The sequence below is a fragment of the Blautia sp. HA9023 genome (assembly GCF_056504095.1).
Genome location: NZ_JBWLUR010000009.1, coordinates 192,535 through 210,308, shown reverse-complemented (window position 1 = coordinate 210,308; position 17,774 = coordinate 192,535). Strand labels below are relative to the sequence as shown.

Sequence of the window (17,774 nt, the reverse complement as noted above, 5' to 3'; positions counted from 1 at the left end):
CTGTTTTTATTCCTTTCCTTACAGCTCCTCCCTGATCGTGCCGTCACAGGCAATGGTCACTACCTGCCATGGGATCATCTTTCCGCTTCGCTCCATGGCACGGATCACTGCATTCTCGATGCCTCCGCAGCAGGGAACTTCCATGCGGACGATACGGATACTCCGGATGGAATTATTTCCTATGATCTCTGCAAGCTTATCTGCATAATCTCCCTCATCCAGTTTGGGGCATCCGATCAGCGTCACATGATCTTTCATGAATTTCTCATGAAAACCTGCATAAGCGTAGGCAGTACAGTCTGCCGCGATCAGAAGCTGTGCATTTTCAAAATATGGTGCATTGACAGGAACCAGTTTGATCTGTACGGGCCACTGGGCAAGACGGCTTGTCTGTTCCCCTGCATTTTGGGGAACTTCTTTCTGCTCTGCCTGCACCGGCGGTTCCTGCTTTTTATTAAGGCTTCTTGCCATACTTCCGGGGCACACGTGTGGCTTCCCTGCTGGCATCGAGGCCTCTGTTTTCTTAAGCTTCATTCTTTTTTCCACTGCCTCCGCGTCATAATCTGCGGCTTCCCGCTCTATAATGCGGATCGCATCGGCAGGGCAGGCCGGAAGACAGTCTCCCAGTCCGTCACAGTAATCATCCCGGATCAGTTTCGCCTTGCCACTAGCCATGACAATAGCTCCTTCGTGGCAGGCAGCTGTGCAGGCACCACAGCCGTTGCATTTCTCTTCGTCAATGTGTACGATCTTTCTTATCATGATATCATCTCTCCCTGATTTTTATATTTCTGCAAATGTTTTTGTTTTCACTGACATCATACAAAAATCCCGGAGATTCTTCGGTAACATATGTTACCTTACAGATATAACTCCATTCTTTCCTGATCTTTCACAAGGATCTGACGCCTGTCAAGTTCCAGGATTCCTTCTTCCTGCATCTTTCCCAGTTCTCTGGAAAGAGACGGCCTGGTAATGTTTAAATAATCCGCCATCTCTTCTCTGGAAAGATTCATGTGGATCTGTCCTTCACTGTCCTGGCATTCCACAAGGAAACGAACGATCCGCTCCCGGAGACTGCCGCTTCCAAGGATCCGAAGCTTCCGGTTCATATTGTAAGCCTTCCCGGCAAAAACCTCAAGAAGATTTTCCCGAAGTTTCCGGCTTAAACTATTTTCTTCCCTGTCTGTAAAGATCCGGCTGCTCATGATCAGAACGGAAACCTGCGTCAGCGCTTCCACATACATATCATAGGAAGCTTTCTCCATAAAGGCATAAACCTCCCCGAACAGAGCCCCTGGATTTTCCAGCTGCGCCAGAAGGATCCTTTTTCCGGAAAATGTCTCTTTTGCGATGATCACACTTCCGTTAAGAAGCATGTAAACCGAATCCGGCCGGTCTGTTTCCTGAAAGATCCGCTCCCCTCTGGAATAAGTCCGTACCGTTCCTTCCTGCTCCATGAGGTTTAGGAGTTCTTTTTCTTCCAGGTTTCTGCAGAGCCGGCTTTGTCTTAAAATGGCCACCCATTCTTCTCTTCTTTTTTCTTCCACTTTTTCACCTCATCTCTGTACAGGTTTTTATCACATTTCTGCAATCTCTGTCAACTCCCGTGAACTTCATAGGTTACCAGCCTGTACTTTTTTCTGAAAATCAGTTATAATATTTTTTGTTTGTAAAAAATTCTACCAAGGAGGATACCGGAAATGAAAACACAGAATCAGACTATGCTTTCTGAGAATACACTGACATCCCGACCCACAGATATTATCGCGGGATTTCCTGTACGTCCCGGTTTTTTTGAATTAAATGGCGCTACTCCCCTTTCCAACGGAGTCAACTTTACCACACATACCCGTCACGGTACATCCTGCGAGCTTCTTCTTTTCCACTCCGGAGAAGAGGAGCCTTTCGCAGTTCTTCCTTTTCCCAATGCCTGTCGTATCGGTGATGTCTATTCCATGATCGTCATGGGACTGGACATCGAAGACCTGGAATACGGCTACCGCATCGACGGTCCTTATGAACCGGAAAAAGGCCATATCTTCGATAAGACAAAAGTTCTTCTTGATCCTTATGCCAAAGCCGTTGCCGGTCAGCGCGAATGGGGACAGCAGAAGATTGGAAGCTATCACGCCCGTGTGGTACGCGATTCTTTCGACTGGGAAGACATGCCTCAGTCCACCCGTAAGATCAGTGACCTGATCATCTACGAACTTCATGTCCGCGGATTTACACAGGACGCTTCTTCCGGTGTCACACACCCGGGAACTTTTGCCGGTCTTCGTGAAAAGATTCCTTACCTCAAAGAACTGGGAATCAATGCGGTGGAGCTGATGCCTATCTTCGAGTTCGACGAGAACATGAATGTCCGTACCGTAAACGGCAAGCGTCTTCTGGAATACTGGGGATACAATTCCGTTAACTTCTTTTCCCCAAACACCAGCTATGCTTCCAAGGCAGAACATAACTGTGAGGGAACCGAACTGAAAGAACTGATCCGTGAGCTCCACGAAAATGGAATCGAAGTAATTCTTGATGTCGTATTCAACCACACTGCCGAAGGAAATGAACTTGGAAAAACTTTCTGCTTTAAAGGATTTGACAATAAAGTTTATTATATGCTGACTCCGGAAGGAAATTACTACAATTTCAGCGGATGTGGAAACACTCTGAACTGTAATCATCCGATCGTGCGTCAGATGATCCTGGAGTGTTTACGTTACTGGACCATCAACTACCGCGTGGATGGTTTCCGTTTCGACCTTGCAAGTATCCTGGGACGTCATGAGGACGGTTCCCCTCTTAACAACCCGCCACTTCTGGAACTTCTTGCTTACGATCCGGTTCTTCGAAATGTCAAGCTGATCGCAGAGGCCTGGGATGCCGGCGGACTGTATCAGGTTGGTTCTTTCCCTGCCAGCCGCAGATGGGCTGAGTGGAACGGCCGTTACCGTGACTGCCTCCGTTCTTTCCTGAAGGGAGATTTCTGGAACGCCTGGGACGCTGCATGGAGCATTTCCGGTTCCGGTGACCTGTATGGCGGTTTTTATTCCGATCACAATGACAACTATGCAGGATACAATTCCTGCGTCAATTTCCTCACCTGTCACGACGGATTCACCATGTACGATCTCTATTCCTACAACGAGAAACACAACGAGGCAAACGGCTGGAACAACACAGATGGTTCCAACGACAACCGCAGCTGGAACTGTGGAGAAGAGGGTGATTCCACCAATCCGGAAGTCCTTTCCCTCCGCTTCCGCATGATCCGAAACGCCTGCGCGGTACTGATGTCCAGCCGCGGAACCCCGATGTTCCTTGCAGGTGACGAATTCGGAAACACCAAACACGGAAACAACAACACCTACTGCCAGGATAACGAAACTTCCTGGATCAACTGGAATCTTCTGGAGAAAAATCACGATCTTTTCGAATTTTTCAAATATATGATCCAGTTCCGAAAAGACCACCCTGTCATCTCCCGCAAGCTTCCAAACGCAGTATGCGGTATGGAAAGCATACACACCCATAACATTGATGCAAGGGATGTGACCATCCCAAGAGATGCCCACACCTTCGCCGTAAGCTTTGCAGGTTATGATAAGAGCAAAGGCGCCGATGACCTGATCTACATCGTTATCAACGCATACTGGGAAGATGTAACGGTTACGCTTCCGGAACTTGCACGCCCTGGTGCATGGTATCTCTGTGTCAACACATTTGGGGACGGAGATGGCCGTTATTTCTATGAAGAAAGCCAGGAGCCACGTATTGAGCACGATTTCTGCATGCGGCCCAGATCCGTTGCCATCTTTACCGGTCGTAATTATTAAAATTCATATCAGGGACAAAATCTTTTTTGTCCTTGTCCGAAAGAAATGGAGTATTTTGAATGGAATTAAAAAACAGAACTTTGTCCAATTTCGCAGAACTTGTGGAAACCGGTGAATGCAAAAAATTCCGCGGCCGTCTGAAAACGGGCATTGACCTTGGTACTGCCAACACCGTTCTTGCTGTCGTTGACCGGAACAACCGTCCCATCGCCGGAATTTCCGCACCGTCCCATGCCATTCAGGATGGGGTGATCGTTAATTATTACGAATCCGTCCAGCTTGTAACAAAGCTTAAAAATGAACTGGAAGAAAAGCTTGGCACAGAACTTACCTACGGTGCAGCTGCCATCCCTCCTGGTGTTTCGGAAGGCAGTGTCAAAAGCATCGGTTATGTCCTGGAAGGTGCAGGTTTTGAGGTTACCAATATCGTAGACGAGCCTACCGCTGCCGCTGCTGTCCTCAAAATTACAGACGGCGCCGTTGTAGATGTGGGCGGCGGTACAACCGGCATCAGTATCCTGAAAGATGGCAAAGTCATTTACACAGACGATGAGGCTACCGGAGGCAGCCATATGACCATGACTGTGGCCGGACACTATAAAATCCCTTATGAGGAAGCGGAAATTTTAAAGACCACTCCGGAAAAAGAAGATGAAATTTTTCCTGTAATCAAGGCAACCGTTGAAAAAATGGCTGTTATTACCGAAAAATTTCTCCATGGTTATCAGGTTCCGGCTGTTTACGTTGTAGGCGGATCTTCCATGTTTAAAGAATTTACAACCGTTTTTGAGAAGAAACTGAAACTTCCTGTGTACAGACCTGTACATCCTCTTCTCGTTACACCCCTTGGCATCGCATATCACTGTGAACTGCCCAAAATATGATTGATTTCTAAAATGATCATCTCTCTGCTTTGTATGTAAAAACTGACCAGAAGGCTGTATAACAGGCCCCTGGTCAGTTTTTACATTCATTTATATACATATCGGTTAATGTTCTGTCAGTTATCTTTCATAATCTTATCAATCGTATTGATCAAAGCTTCCGCACTGACAGGTTTTGCCAGATATCCATTCATACCGGCTTCGTAAGATTTTTCTCTGTCTTCCTCAAACGCATTTGCCGTCATTGCAACAATCGGTACAGACGCTGTTTCTCTGTTTTTTAATGAACGAATCTGTTTTGCAGCTTCATAGCCATTCATAACAGGCATCTGGATGTCCATCAGGATCAGATCATACTGTCCCGGAACCGCCTGTTCCATTTTTTTGACTGCTTCCACACCATCATTGGCTGTCTCGACCATAAAGCCTGCATCTTCCAAAATGGTCTGTGCGATCTCCTGATTCAGTTCGTTGTCCTCTACCAGAAGAATTCTTTTTCCATTGTAAATCCATTCCCTTTTTTCCGGTTCTTTTGTTTTCGGAACAGGATTTGTAAGCAATTCGCGTAGCTGCGACATAAACAGTGGCTTTTCGCAGAAGGCAGTTACACCTGCTTCTTTTGCTTCCTCTTCTATATCTGACCAGTCATATGCAGTCAGTATGATGATCGGGCTGCTGTCCCCGATAACCCGTCGGATACGTCTTACCGTTTCAATTCCGTTCATATCCGGCATCAGCCAGTCAATGATATATGCGTAAAATTCATCACCCATTTCCATGGAATGCTTTGCCCGGATCACCGCTTCCTTCCCGGAAACCGTCCATTCTGACCGCATACCTATTTCTGTCAGCATGCCGGAAATGCTGAGACAGGTATCTGTATCATCGTCTGCGACCAGAACTTTAAGACCCTGAAGCTGTTCGATCTTTTCGTAGCTTTTTGCTTCGCCACATAATTTAAAGGTCAGATTTACCGTAAATTCACTACCCTGTCCCTCTTCACTTTTTACTGTGATGGTACCTCCCATCATATCTACAATATTCTTGGTGATCGCCATTCCAAGGCCGGTTCCCTGGATCCCGCTTACCGTTGAGGTTTCTTCTCTGGTAAAAGATTCAAATATATGTTCCTGAAACTCCGGCTTCATGCCGATTCCGGTATCCCGGATAATAAACTGATAGTTTCCATATCCTGTCGGTGCAGATTTCAGCTGCCGGATCCTTAAACTGATCGTTCCACCGGTCCTGTTAAATTTGATACCATTACTCAGAATGTTCAGCAGGATCTGCGTCAGCCTCAATTTGTCCGCAATGATATCTTCATTTTTTACATCTACGGTATCGATCAGAAAATCCAGCTGCTTGGAAGTAATATTGGGCTGCACGATAGTACGTATGTCGTGGAGCAGCTCCGGAAGATGCAGCGGATTCTCATTGATCTTTACCTTTCCGCTCTCAATCCTGCTCATATCCAGGATATCATTGATCAGCGAAAGCAGATGTTCACTGGAGGTTGATATTTTGGAAAGGTATTCTTTTACCTTCTCCTTATTGTCCACATGAGAAGCAGCAAGGGATGTAAAACCAATGATAGCATTCATAGGTGTTCGGATATCATGGGACATATTATTCAAAAATGTAGTTTTTGCAGAGTTTGCACTTTCCGCATGCATCAGGGCAGTTTCCAGTTCATGATGGCTCTCTTTCAGCTTCTGGTTCAGTTCATAAGACTGTCTGGCTGCCTTTTTGGCTTTTGTCTCTGCGCTCCTGGCTTTCTGCAGGATACCAAGGATCACCAGCAATACTGCCAGAAATATACAGATAAACACAGTTGCCACCGCCAACAGATTCTCCTTTATGAAATCCAGCAGAGTAACTTTCCGGGAAGCATTATCGTAGGCAGACAGTGCACCTGTAAGTTTGGATGTAGGCATAGACTTCAAAGTCTTATTCAGGATCGACAGAAGAACGGAATTTCTCCGGCTGACTGCAAAGGATATATTGTCCGGCTGTGTCAGAAAAACACTGTAAAGCTTTTTGTCATTGACATACTCTGTCGCCCGGCCTGAACTGGAAAGAAAACAGTCTGCCTTTTTATCCTGTACGGCTTTTCTTGCATCCTCAAAGGAATCATACTCCATAATTTTCCATGTCGGATAATTATAGGAAATAAACCATTTTAAATTCAGATCACTTTTCGGTATAGCAACGCTGTTTTCTTCATTTTCATCAAAGGATCTTTTACCGGTCACTGCTGCCAGACTGGAAACAAGGACCGTATTGGACAGGGCCATGTCATTTTGTTCTGCAGCATAAGGGTTCTGGCTGGTATGAAAGATCATGTCGATCCTGCCGTCTTTTAATGCCTGGATCAGTTCTTCCTGGGAGTCAAAGCCTTCTATATTAAACTTCAGGCTGCTGTTTTCCAGACAGTCCACTGCATATTTAATATAATCGTTGATCACACCCGTCATTTCACCACTTTCTTTGTCAAAAGTACTGAAACTCTGGTCGTTATTCAGAAATCCCACACCTATCTCACCGTGCTGTTCCAGCCATTCCTTTTCTTCACTGGAAAGGACGGCAACAGACTGTGCAGAAAGATATCTCTGGTAAAGTTCATCGCCGTAAAATGGTTTATCATACTCCATGGAACGCATGGCTGCATCCAGTTCTTCTTTCAGATCCGGACGGTCTTTGCTGATGCCATAATAAATATCAGAGCCACCGATCGTCACAACCGCTGACATTCCGGCTTCAACCCAGGCAGGAGTCTCTGTAGATATCACTCCGTCAATCTCCCGATTCCCGGCCATTTTTTTCGCCCGTTCAAAGCTGTCCACATCCAAATGCTGTGTCTTTATATTCTGCTTTTCTTCCCATTCGCGAAACTGAGTTCCCTGTACGCTCTCTTCCATTACCGCGATCCTTTTGCCATTCAGGGTAGAAAGATCTGACGGAGAAATATCCGTATTTGTAAGATCTGCATACAGATAATATTTTTCTTTTCCCATGGGGAGATCTGAGAACAGCATCGTCTCAGCACGTTCATCGGTATAGGAAAGTGCAGCCATCAGGTCGATCTCGCCATTTTGGAGCTTTTCCACAAGCTCTCCCCAGTCGCCTTTTATATATTCGTAATTCCAGCCTGTATAGGCGGCAACTGCCTGTTCGTATTCATAACCATATCCGCTTCGTTCACCATTTTCACCGGTAATATGATAGGAATCCGGATACCAACCTACCCTGACTGTTTTCGATTCTGTATCTGTCTTCGTTTCCGAAGCAGCCACAGGAACCGGAAGTACTGTAAAGATCATCAGCAGACATAATGCCAGCCCCACATGTCTGCATAAATTTCTCCTGCTCTTATTCATACTTTTCCCTTGATAATATTGTATTTTTTATCAGACTCTCCCGCCATTTCGTTTCCCCGGACGGGTTCTGCGGTTTTCCAGGAGACAGACGACTTCCACCGAATCGGTGACCGGGAACATATCAACCGGCTGCATCTTCTTCACCAGATAATCTCTCTTTGTAAGATATGCAAGGTCTCTGGCCAAAGTCTCCGGATTACAGGATACATAAACGATCTTCTCCGGGGAAAGGCTCAAAAGAGAATGCAGGAATTTACGGTCACTTCCTGCACGCGGAGGATCCATAAGAACTACATCCACTTTTTCCCCTTCTGCAGCCATTCCTTCCATAAACCAGCCGGCATCCCCCGGAACAAAACGGACATTACGAATCTTGTTCTCTCTGGCATTCATTCTGGCATCACGGATGGCATCACGGTTCAGCTCCACACCAATGACGTCTCTGGCATTTCTGGAAGCAATGATCCCAATGGTACCTGTTCCGCAGTAAGCATCGATCACACGCTCTTTCCCTGTCATTGCCGCAAACTCCATGGCTTTTCCGTAAAGCACTTCTGTCTGCACCGGATTTACCTGATAAAAGGAAGACGGTGAAATACGGAAGGTCAGTCCCATAAGACGGTCTTTGATAAATCCCGGTCCGTAAAGTACAATATTCCGGTCTCCGAGAACCATGCTGGTCTGTCTGTCATTGACATTGAGTACTACAGTTGTGATCTCCGGATGTTCCTTGCGGAGAGCTTTTACAAAATTATTCTTGGACGGAAAGATCGGTGAAACCGTAACCAGAACTACCATGATCTCCCCTGTAGAAAATCCTCTGCGCACAAGCACATGTCTGAGAAGTCCGTAACCTGTGTCCTCATCATAAGTCTTGATCTTAAAAGATTTCAGCATACCACGGATGGTACGGATGATCTCCTGGCTCTTTTTATCTTCGATCATACAGTCGTCTACAGAAACGATCCTGTGGCTCTTTTCCTCATAAATGCCGGAGATCACATTTCCTTTCCGGTCACGGCCAAACGCCGCATGCACTTTATTTCTGTAATAATAAGGATCTTCCATTCCGATGATCGGCTCAACTTTACCGAATTTTTTCAGAAGGCCTTCTGTAATTTTCTGTTTCTTGCGAAGCTGATCCTGATAGGGCACTCCCTGGTAACGGCATCCTCCGCATTTCTTCGCAACTGAACAGACTGTTTCTTTCTGCTCCATTTATATCTCTCCTCTTTCACGGGCACAAAAAAGATGTTCCCAGTTATTTTCACTGAGAACATCTTAGCAGACCTTATGTTTTTTTACAAGAAAATCCTTGATTTATGCCTGATATGGCTCGTTAAATACAAGAATATGTCTCTTCACATTCTCATAAGTCCCCTGAACCATAGCCTCATTGAGATCAAAGAAATTATGTTTGTCTGTGGATGCCATATATTTCTCCACATGAGCAGTCAGGCTGTTAAAGCTTGCTGTGGCAATATTCACCTTGCGGATACCAAGAGAGATCGCTCTCTGGAAATCTTTGTCCGTGATACCACTGCCGCCATGAAGAACCAGCGGAATGTCCACTTTCTCATGGATCTTCTCCAGTACATCAAAAGCAAGAGTCGGTGCTACCGGATAGTTACCGTGTGCATTGCCGATGGCAACTGCAAGAGCATCGATACCTGTCTCTCTTGCATAAACAACTGCATCATCCGGGTCTGTGCAGCGGATACCATGGTCACAGCTTCCATCCTCACTTCCGCCTACAAGACCAAGCTCAGCCTCAACGGTGGCGCCATATTTACGGGCTTTCTCCACAACCGTCTTTACCTTGGCGATATTTTCCTCAAAAGGAAGAGTGGACGCATCCAGCATAACGGATGTAAAACCAAGCTCCAGAGCCTTGTCAACCGTCTCAAAAGTAAGGCCGTGATCCAGATGGACAGCCACATCCACCTTGGCTTCTTTTGCAGCCTGCACCATCATCGGTCCCATCAGATGAAGCGGGGAATTCTTGAGACGAACCTCCGCGATCTGAAGGATGATGGGTGTATTTAATTCTTCTGCGGCGCGGATCGCACCTTTCACCATCTCCATATTACCAACGCTGAAAGCACCACAGCCAATATTCTTCTCCTCGGCACGCTTCAGCAGATCTTTCATTTTCACAAGTGCCATGACTGATCCTCCTGTCCTGTTAATCGTACACTGTTTACAGAAAAAGCGGTGTCCACGCACTTCTGGCCGATACCGCTTTTTCCGTCTGATTTATATTATTTATTATTTAGAGTCCTGTCTTCTCGGCAATGAATTTTCTTGCACGGATCGCATACTCAAGCGGATTAGCCTTAGCCGGATCCTGCTCAGCCTCTACAACCATGTATCCTTCATAGCCAGCCTCTTCCAGAACTTTGAAGATCGGATCATAGTTGATGCATCCATCTCCAGGAATTGTGAAGGCACCAGCTCTTACACCTGCAAGGAAGCTCATGTTCTCTTTCTTAACCTGCTCAACAACTTCCGGACGGATGTCTTTCAGATGAACATGTTTGATTCTGTGAACATACTTCTTAACAACTTCAAGCGGATCCTCTCCACAGTATGTAAAGTGACCGGTATCAAAAAGAAGGCTTACATACTCAGGATCTGTATTCTCCATCATGCGGTCAACCTCAGCAAGGCTCTGTACAACAGTACCCATATGATGATGGAAAGTAAGGGCAATGCCATACTCCTCTTTGGCGATCTTACCAAGTTTGTTCATACCTGTGCAGAAAGTATCCCACTCCTGGTCATTCATCTCATATTTATGGCCGAAGATCGGAGTATCCAGCTGACCCTGAACACTGTAGCTCTGCTCAGAAGCGCCAATAACCTTAGCCCCCATAGCTTTCAGGAAAGCAAGCTGTGCACGGAACTCTTTCTCAACTTCCTCAAATGGTTTGGTGATAAGGAAGCTTGAAAACCACTGGTTACAGATCTCAACACCGCGGAGTTCAAGAGCTTTCTTGAGAACTTCCGGATCTTTCGGATATTTGTTACCAACCTCGGAACCTGTGAAACCGGCAAGGGCCATCTCACTGACACACTGCTCAAAAGTATTCTCTTTGCCAAGGTCCGGCATATCATCGTTAGTCCATGCAATTGGTGCAATACCAAGTTTTACTTTATTCTTATCAAACATTGGTCAATTCTCCTTTATTATTTGAATTATTCCATAATCTCAGAAATCTTAACCGGTCTGTGCTCCTCGCTGGATTTCTTAGCTGCAAGACCCATTAATACCGGTTTCAGACCATCATAAACATTAAGAGGTGTCTCTTTGTCATTAACGATGGCATCGATAAATGCTGCAACCTCTTTACCGTAAGCATCCATGTATCTCTCAAGGAAGAAGAACATCGGTTTCTCACCGGTAACACCTTCAGCATTGCTGATCACTGTGGAAGACTGGCTGTCATTGGAAATAGCTGCCATACCCTCAGAGCCGAATACCTCTGCTCTCTGATCATATCCATAGGAAGCTCTTCTGCAGTTATCGATAACAGCGATGGCTCCGTTCTCCATCTGAAGAGTGATAACAGCTGTATCAACATCTCCTGCCTCACCGATAGCCGGATCAACCAGGTTCGCACTCTGAACATAAACCTCAGTAGCATCACAGCCTGCAAGGAAACGAGCCATATCAAAATCATGAATGGTCATATCCAGGAACATACCACCGGAAACCTTAACATAATCAATGCTAGGCGGCTCAGGATCGCGGGAAGTAATCTTGATGATCTCCGGTTTACCAACCTTACCAGCTGCAACAGCCTGCTGAAGAGACTCAAAGTTGTGGTCAAATCTTCTGTTAAAACCAACCTGATATTTCAGATTCGTGCCCTCAAGAGCATTGATAACCTCTTTGATCTTGGCAATATCATGATCGATCGGTTTCTCACAGAAAACATGCTTGCCAGCCTTGATAGCCTCAACAGAAATCGGAGAATGAGTATCTGTAGAAGAACAGATCAGAACTGCGGCAATCTCAGGATCGTTGATGATCTCCTTATAATCCTTAGTCGTATGCTCAACACCCATGCTCTTAGCCCATGCAGCAGTCTCATCATTTAAGAACGGATCAGCAACAGTCTTGATCACTGCATCCGGCACCCTTGTTGTGATACTGGTGATATGAACTCTACCAATTCTACCTGCTCCGATAATACCAACTTTAATCATAGTTTTGATCTCCTTTTGATTTATTTTCCCAATGTTATCCTCTTGCGTGTCCGAACACGCTCTTTATGCTTAATATAATATCATCGTAACCCACAAATCGCAACCCCTAATATTGTACAATATTACCATCTTTTTTCTATTAAAAATGACGAGAACTATTTTTAGCTGCAATATGCAATATTTTTAGGTCAACTTCACCACAACAATTCCAACACATCCCCACACTACTCCATATCAAAGCCACACTACCACTGCTATCCAGCCAAGCGCCACCCTCCCATCAGACAAACTCAGCTTCTACACCTCCAAGCGTCCAGCACAGCGCCGACGCACACCACCCTCCCGTCACGCAAGCGTAAACTCAGCCCCTCCAACTCCAAGCGTCCAGCGCAACGCCAACGCACACCACCTTCCCGCCATGCAAGCGCAAACTCAGCCTCTCCAACTCCAAGCGTCCAGCGCAGCGCCGACCCACACCACCTTCCCGCCACGCAAGCGCAAACTCAGCCTCTCCAACTCCAGGCATCCAGCGCAGCGCCGATGCCCGCCACCTTCCCGCCACGCAAGCGCAAACTCAGCCCCTCCAACTCCAGGCATCCAGCGCAGCGCCGATGCCCGCCACCCTCCCGTCAGACAAACGCAAACTCAGCCCCTCCAACTCCAGGCATCCAGCGCAGCGCCGATGCCCGCCACCCTCCCGTCAGACAAACGCAAACTCAGCCCTTGCAGTCGTCCAGCGAAGCGCTGACGACCCACAACCTATCCGTCAAACGACCTTATTTCTCGCTGGATGCACCAGCCGTGGAAGGGGATGCTGTCTGGCTCTGCTTCTGCAGGAGGGGAGCTGATTCTTGGGCGGCGGAAATCTGCGTTGTTTTACAAAAGTCCGCTGTCTGAGCGGCAGCAGGCCGCGAGTTCGGACTTTTGTAAAACGGTTTTAGCAGAATTCCGGCGCCCTAGAAGCCAGCCCCCGACGAAGCCGCAGACCAGACAGCATCCCCTTCCACGGCGTCCGGTCCGTCCATCCGCACAAAAAAGGAGACACCCCCATTTCAGTGTCTCCCCTCCGGAATCGTATACTCATTTCTTATATATATCTCCGTAAACAACTTCTCCCTATCCGGTTCCTCCCCATTAAACAGCAGTCTAAACAAAATCATCACCGGCTCATACCCCTGAATCCTAGCATCCTGCCCGATCAGAAAATGAATAAACCCTTTCCTCATCAATTCATAATTCCGCCCCATAAAATCATTGGCAACCATCTTCACCAGCCCCATCTTACCAGCCTCGGCAATGGCCCGGCATACCCCCTCCTCACCATGAGAAGTAAGATAAATCCCCGCAAGATCCGGAACCTCTTTAAAAATCTTCTCCGCAACCTCTCTGGCCCGCACATTCTCCTCAAAACAATACTCCGGCCCAATGATCTCAATCCCCGGATACTTTTTCCTCATCTCAGACCGAAACCCCGACACACGACTGCTAAGAGAAGTATTGGTCCTGTAACCAGAGATAATGGCAACTTTCCCCTTTCCCCCGGTAAGTTCTCCCATAAGCCCCGCAGCCGCCCGTCCACACTGCACACCATTCTGCCCCACAAAACAAAGCCGCTTCGTATCCTCCACATCGGAAGTAAAAGTCACCACTGGAATATGATACTCTTCCACAAACCGGTCGATCTCTTTTTTCACCTCTTCGGCTTCAAGAGGAACCATCGCAATACCGCTGACTTCTTCTTGCCGCATTTTTTCCATGGCAAAAAGAACATCCTCTGCACTTTGATGCTCAATGGTATGGATCAGCACCGTGCCGCCCAGATTATCGACTTCCGCCCTGGCCTCCTCAACACCCTTCATGACTTCCTTCATAAAAGGAGTCTCCGCACCCTGAAGGATCACGCCAATCTTGATATTATTTCTACTCATGGACAGGGCACGGCCCAGCTGATTCGGTTTATACCCCATCTCCTCCGCGATCTGCCGGACCCGTTCTGCCACTTCCGGCCTGATACGCCCTCTGTTATTCAATGCTCTGTCAACGGTTCCTCTGGAAACACCAGCAGCCTCTGCAATCTGTCTTATGGTAACACCCATGTTCTTGCTCCTCTTCTCTGCTATACCCTATGATATGCCGGAACCCTTCCGGTACTCCGCAGGGCTCATCCCTGTGATCTTCTTAAATGTCTTGGAAAAATAGTGGTAATCTCCGAAACCGGAGCGCAGGGCCACATCCTTCACCCTGCAGTTCGTCCCGGAAAGAAGCTTCTTCGCACAGTCAATCCGAAGCTCCTGCACATAATTGGAAAAACCAATCTTCATCTCCTGTTTGAAAAGATAACTGAGATAGGCAGGATTCACCTCCGCCGCATCTGCCGCATCCTGGAGGCTGATCTGCTCTTCATAATGTTCCCGGATAAACTCCAGCGCCTTTTTCACAGCAGCAGAAATCCCCTCCGGAACCACATCCTCTCCTCCTGCAAAAAGTTCCGAAATACAGGAATTTCCCTTTTCCCGGAATTCTTCAAAATCTTCGATTTCTTCATACCAGATTGGATCTTTTTCAAGACCTGCTGTCTGGTTCAGTTTCTTAAGCCACTGTACAAGAAGCCTTCCGTCTGTATAACGGTTCTGGCATTCTGTAAGAACCTGCTCCCAGAGTTCTTCCGCCTTTTTTCTGTCTTTTTCTGCTTTCAGGGCAGAAATCTGTCCCTCCAGTCTGTCGGCACTTTCCGGCAGAACACTGTCCTCTTTCTTCCGGCCTTCAAAATAAAGGATCTCTTTTTTCTCATAAAAATGCAGTTTCATCATTTCTCTGGCCTGCTGGTAAGCCTGACGGATTCCTTCCTCTCCCATGCAGACACTGCTGACACTGATGCCGAAATCGCAAAAATCCTCCTGGCAGTGCCGGTAGCAAATAGCCGCAACCTCTGTCAGCCTCTGCTGCATGGCTGAAGTCCTGCAGTCCCTGGAAAGATCCAGAAAACAACAGAAAATCCCTGCACCAAGATAAATCACTTCTGTAAATTCGCTTTCTGTTCCAAGGAGCTCTTCCGTCCGTTCCAAAAGCCTGTGGCGAAAATGATGGGAATACTGTTCCACTTCCAGCGGAGTCCACTGCCGTTCCCGCTCCGCCCATCTCTCCATAAACATGCAGATCACAGCACTGTTAAAATATTTCCCGGCGATCCCGGCTTCCACACGTTTCTCCTCACGTGCCTGGTTTTTCAGCATCCCGGAGATCAGGCCGTTGAAAAAATAATATTTCAGGGCATGGCTTCCCAGATGGATCAGTTTTCTTGCCTGCGCCTGTTCCTGGCTTTTTTTCCTGCGGTTTTCGATCAGCCGGGCTGATTTTTCCAGGGTATCATAGAGACTGTCCTCATCCAGACTGTTTTTCAGCACGTATTCATCCGCGCCAAGGCGCATGGCCTCTTTTACATATTCAAAATCATCATGACAGCTGAGCACGATAATATAGATATCCCTGTTTTCCTCACGGATCTTTCGGATCAGCTCAATGCCATCCATCACAGGCATGGTGAGATCCGTCACAAGAACATCGATCTTTTCTTTCTGAAGAAACCCGTAGGCTTCCTCTCCGTCCTCAGCATCATCCACGATCTCGTATCCAGCTTTTTCCCAGGAATCCAGTGTTTTCAGATAACTCCTTACCAGAAAATCATCATCTGCCACCAGTGTTCTGTACATCAGCTTTTCCTCCCTTCTTCCGGTATATCATAAATTGCTGGCAGAAAGACAGTAACGATTGTACCATTACTGCTGCTGTCATATTTCATTCCACCTTTTTCTCCATAATAAAGCTCCAGTCGTTCTTTTACATTGGGAACTCCCACTGCGGAAAGTCCCTTTGTCTTTTTTTCACGACTTCCCAAAAGATCCCGGATCTGTGCTTCTGTCATTCCTCTTCCGTTATCTTTTACTATAAGGATCAGTTCTCCTTCCTTTACTTTTCCGCTGATCCAGATCTTTCCTGTCTGCCGCTTGATGTCAATCCCGTGAAGAAGGGCGTTCTCCACAAGGGGCTGAAGGATCAGCCTTGGAATATAGCACCGGTATGCTTCCTCGGAAATCTCATACTCCACCTGAAAACTCCCCTGATAACGGAAATCCTGCAGATGGATATAGTTTTTCAGAATATGGATCTCATCAGCAACAGAAAGAAAGCTTCCCTTCTTATTAATGCTGGCCTGGAGAAGCTCCACAAAATCTCCGATAAGGCCTGCCAGCTCTTTCTCTCCTTTTAAGAATGCGGCAAATTTGATGGAATTCAGTGTATTATACATAAAATGCGGTGTGATCTGATACTGCAGTGCTTCCAGTTCCGCATCTTTTTTCTGCTGTTCCTCCTCGATCACCTGGGCGATCAGGTCTTCAATATAATCCAGCATATGATTGAATTCTTTTCCCAGAGTTCCAATTTCATCGGCAGTGGTCACTTCTGTGCGAAGACTTAAGTCTCCCTCGCCTACCTTCTCAATGGTACCGGTCATGGACCGGAGCGGTCCGCATACCACTCTGGAAAGCCACAGTGCCAGAAGCACAGCCACCACAAAAACAGCCCCGAAGATTCCGATCAGGAAAAGCCTCATCTGGGAAAGCCCGCTTAAGACTTCTTTTTTGGGTACTTCCAGATATAACCCACAGTCCGAAAAACTCCCTCTGCTGAAAAAAGAGATCACACCGTTTTTTTCCGTATATCCTTCCATTTTAGGAACATCATGGTCTGCAATCTCAGGAAATGTTTTCCCAAGATCACTGTAATCTTCTGAAGTCACGATCTCATTATTTCCATCCACAAGCAGAATCCTGGTGATCTTCTCATCATTGACAGCTTCCAGATATTCATAATAAATGGCACGTTCCTTGATGTCCGCCGCAACATATCCCAATGTCTCTCCGTTGTCATCTTCCACCTTCTGGATCACCGAAAGAAAACTGCTGCCTTCATGGACCAGGGATTCCACAAGGACCGGAAAAGAATCCTTCCCCTGTACTTCTTCCAGCTCTTCGATCCGCTCTCCTTTAATCCCTTGTTTGTTTACCGGAAACTCTTCCGATGTCACCGCCATTTTTTTATCCGGAAAAACAAAATAAAGCGAGTTGATATCTTTATATTCCCGGCTGTGTTCCCGAAGAAGCCCTGCCATATTTTCCAGACTGTTTTCATTTCCGGTACGAAGGTAATCCGCTGCATTGTTCCGGATCTCTTCATCCCAGGCAGTTCTCGTATTCACATAATAAATCTCTTTCAGGGATTCGTCCAGATCTTTTACTGTCTGCTGCATCCGTCCGTACAGGATCCCGGAATAGTTTTCTTCGATCATCCCTGCCGCCCGGAGATAAAATACCACGGTAAGGGAACCAGCAGTAAACATGGTAACTGCCAGGATCGCCAGCAGGATTTTTGCCCGGATGCTTTTTAACACAAGAACTCCTCCCTTC

Annotated in this window: 12 protein-coding genes; 2 read left to right on the top strand and 10 right to left on the bottom strand. The window is 46.8% G+C overall.

From position 1 onward, the window contains the following. Nucleotides 1-18 precede the first annotated feature (18 nt). Nucleotides 19-762: an ATP-binding protein gene (locus tag AC04Q6_RS14715; RefSeq protein WP_021976799.1), complete on the bottom strand. Its 744-nt coding sequence runs from the start codon at nucleotides 760-762 to the stop codon at nucleotides 19-21. Nucleotides 763-860: 98 nt separating this feature from the next. After that, nucleotides 861-1,550, bottom strand: a complete 690-nt coding sequence (locus tag AC04Q6_RS14710) for a Crp/Fnr family transcriptional regulator (RefSeq protein ID WP_118063066.1) — start codon at nucleotides 1,548-1,550, stop codon at nucleotides 861-863. 153 nt (nucleotides 1,551-1,703) lie between these two features. Between AC04Q6_RS14710 and AC04Q6_RS14705 the strand changes: the two genes are divergently transcribed. Together AC04Q6_RS14705 and eutJ are read left to right on the top strand one after the other, a co-directional pair. Continuing rightward, a complete protein-coding gene (locus AC04Q6_RS14705; protein ID WP_118169903.1) occupies nucleotides 1,704-3,836 on the top strand; it encodes a glycogen debranching protein in 2,133 nt (710 codons plus the stop codon). 59 nt (nucleotides 3,837-3,895) lie between these two features. Beyond that, on the top strand, nucleotides 3,896-4,720 hold the full coding sequence (gene eutJ / locus AC04Q6_RS14700; protein ID WP_021976796.1) for an ethanolamine utilization protein EutJ: 825 nt from the start codon (nucleotides 3,896-3,898) through the stop codon (nucleotides 4,718-4,720). Between the two features lie 116 nt (nucleotides 4,721-4,836). On the opposite strand, the gene AC04Q6_RS14695 is transcribed toward eutJ, so the two are convergent. The 8 genes from AC04Q6_RS14695 to AC04Q6_RS14660 all read right to left on the bottom strand — a co-directional run bounded on the left by AC04Q6_RS14695 (nucleotide 4,837) and on the right by AC04Q6_RS14660 (nucleotide 17,758). Then, entirely contained in the window at nucleotides 4,837-8,097 is a 3,261-nt protein-coding gene (locus AC04Q6_RS14695) for a response regulator (protein ID WP_118071574.1), read from the bottom strand. Between the two features lie 30 nt (nucleotides 8,098-8,127). After that, nucleotides 8,128-9,315 (bottom strand): 23S rRNA (uracil(1939)-C(5))-methyltransferase RlmD, encoded by a 1,188-nt coding sequence (gene rlmD / locus AC04Q6_RS14690; protein WP_118063072.1) that lies wholly within the window; start codon nucleotides 9,313-9,315, stop codon nucleotides 8,128-8,130. A 102-nt stretch (nucleotides 9,316-9,417) separates the two neighbouring features. Next, nucleotides 9,418-10,263 carry a class II fructose-bisphosphate aldolase gene (locus tag AC04Q6_RS14685; RefSeq protein WP_118071573.1) on the bottom strand — a complete coding sequence of 282 codons (846 nt, stop codon included), beginning with the start codon at nucleotides 10,261-10,263 and terminating at the stop codon, nucleotides 9,418-9,420. Between the two features lie 106 nt (nucleotides 10,264-10,369). Then, nucleotides 10,370-11,269, bottom strand: a complete 900-nt coding sequence (gene iolE, locus AC04Q6_RS14680; RefSeq protein ID WP_118063076.1) for a myo-inosose-2 dehydratase — start codon at nucleotides 11,267-11,269, stop codon at nucleotides 10,370-10,372. A gap of 26 nt (nucleotides 11,270-11,295) precedes the next feature. Beyond that, nucleotides 11,296-12,309: an inositol 2-dehydrogenase gene (gene iolG / locus AC04Q6_RS14675; RefSeq protein WP_021977196.1), complete on the bottom strand. Its 1,014-nt coding sequence runs from the start codon at nucleotides 12,307-12,309 to the stop codon at nucleotides 11,296-11,298. Between the two features lie 1,052 nt (nucleotides 12,310-13,361). After that, the gene (locus AC04Q6_RS14670) at nucleotides 13,362-14,405 is read right to left on the bottom strand and encodes a LacI family DNA-binding transcriptional regulator (RefSeq protein WP_021976601.1); all 1,044 of its coding nucleotides are present in this window, start codon (nucleotides 14,403-14,405) and stop codon (nucleotides 13,362-13,364) included. A gap of 27 nt (nucleotides 14,406-14,432) precedes the next feature. After that, nucleotides 14,433-16,019 carry a response regulator gene (locus AC04Q6_RS14665; RefSeq protein WP_021976602.1) on the bottom strand — a complete coding sequence of 529 codons (1,587 nt, stop codon included), beginning with the start codon at nucleotides 16,017-16,019 and terminating at the stop codon, nucleotides 14,433-14,435. After that, on the bottom strand, nucleotides 16,019-17,758 hold the full coding sequence (locus tag AC04Q6_RS14660) for a cache domain-containing sensor histidine kinase (RefSeq protein WP_215706625.1): 1,740 nt from the start codon (nucleotides 17,756-17,758) through the stop codon (nucleotides 16,019-16,021). Before AC04Q6_RS14660 ends, AC04Q6_RS14665 begins: the two co-directional genes overlap by 1 nt. Nucleotides 17,759-17,774 lie beyond the last annotated feature (16 nt).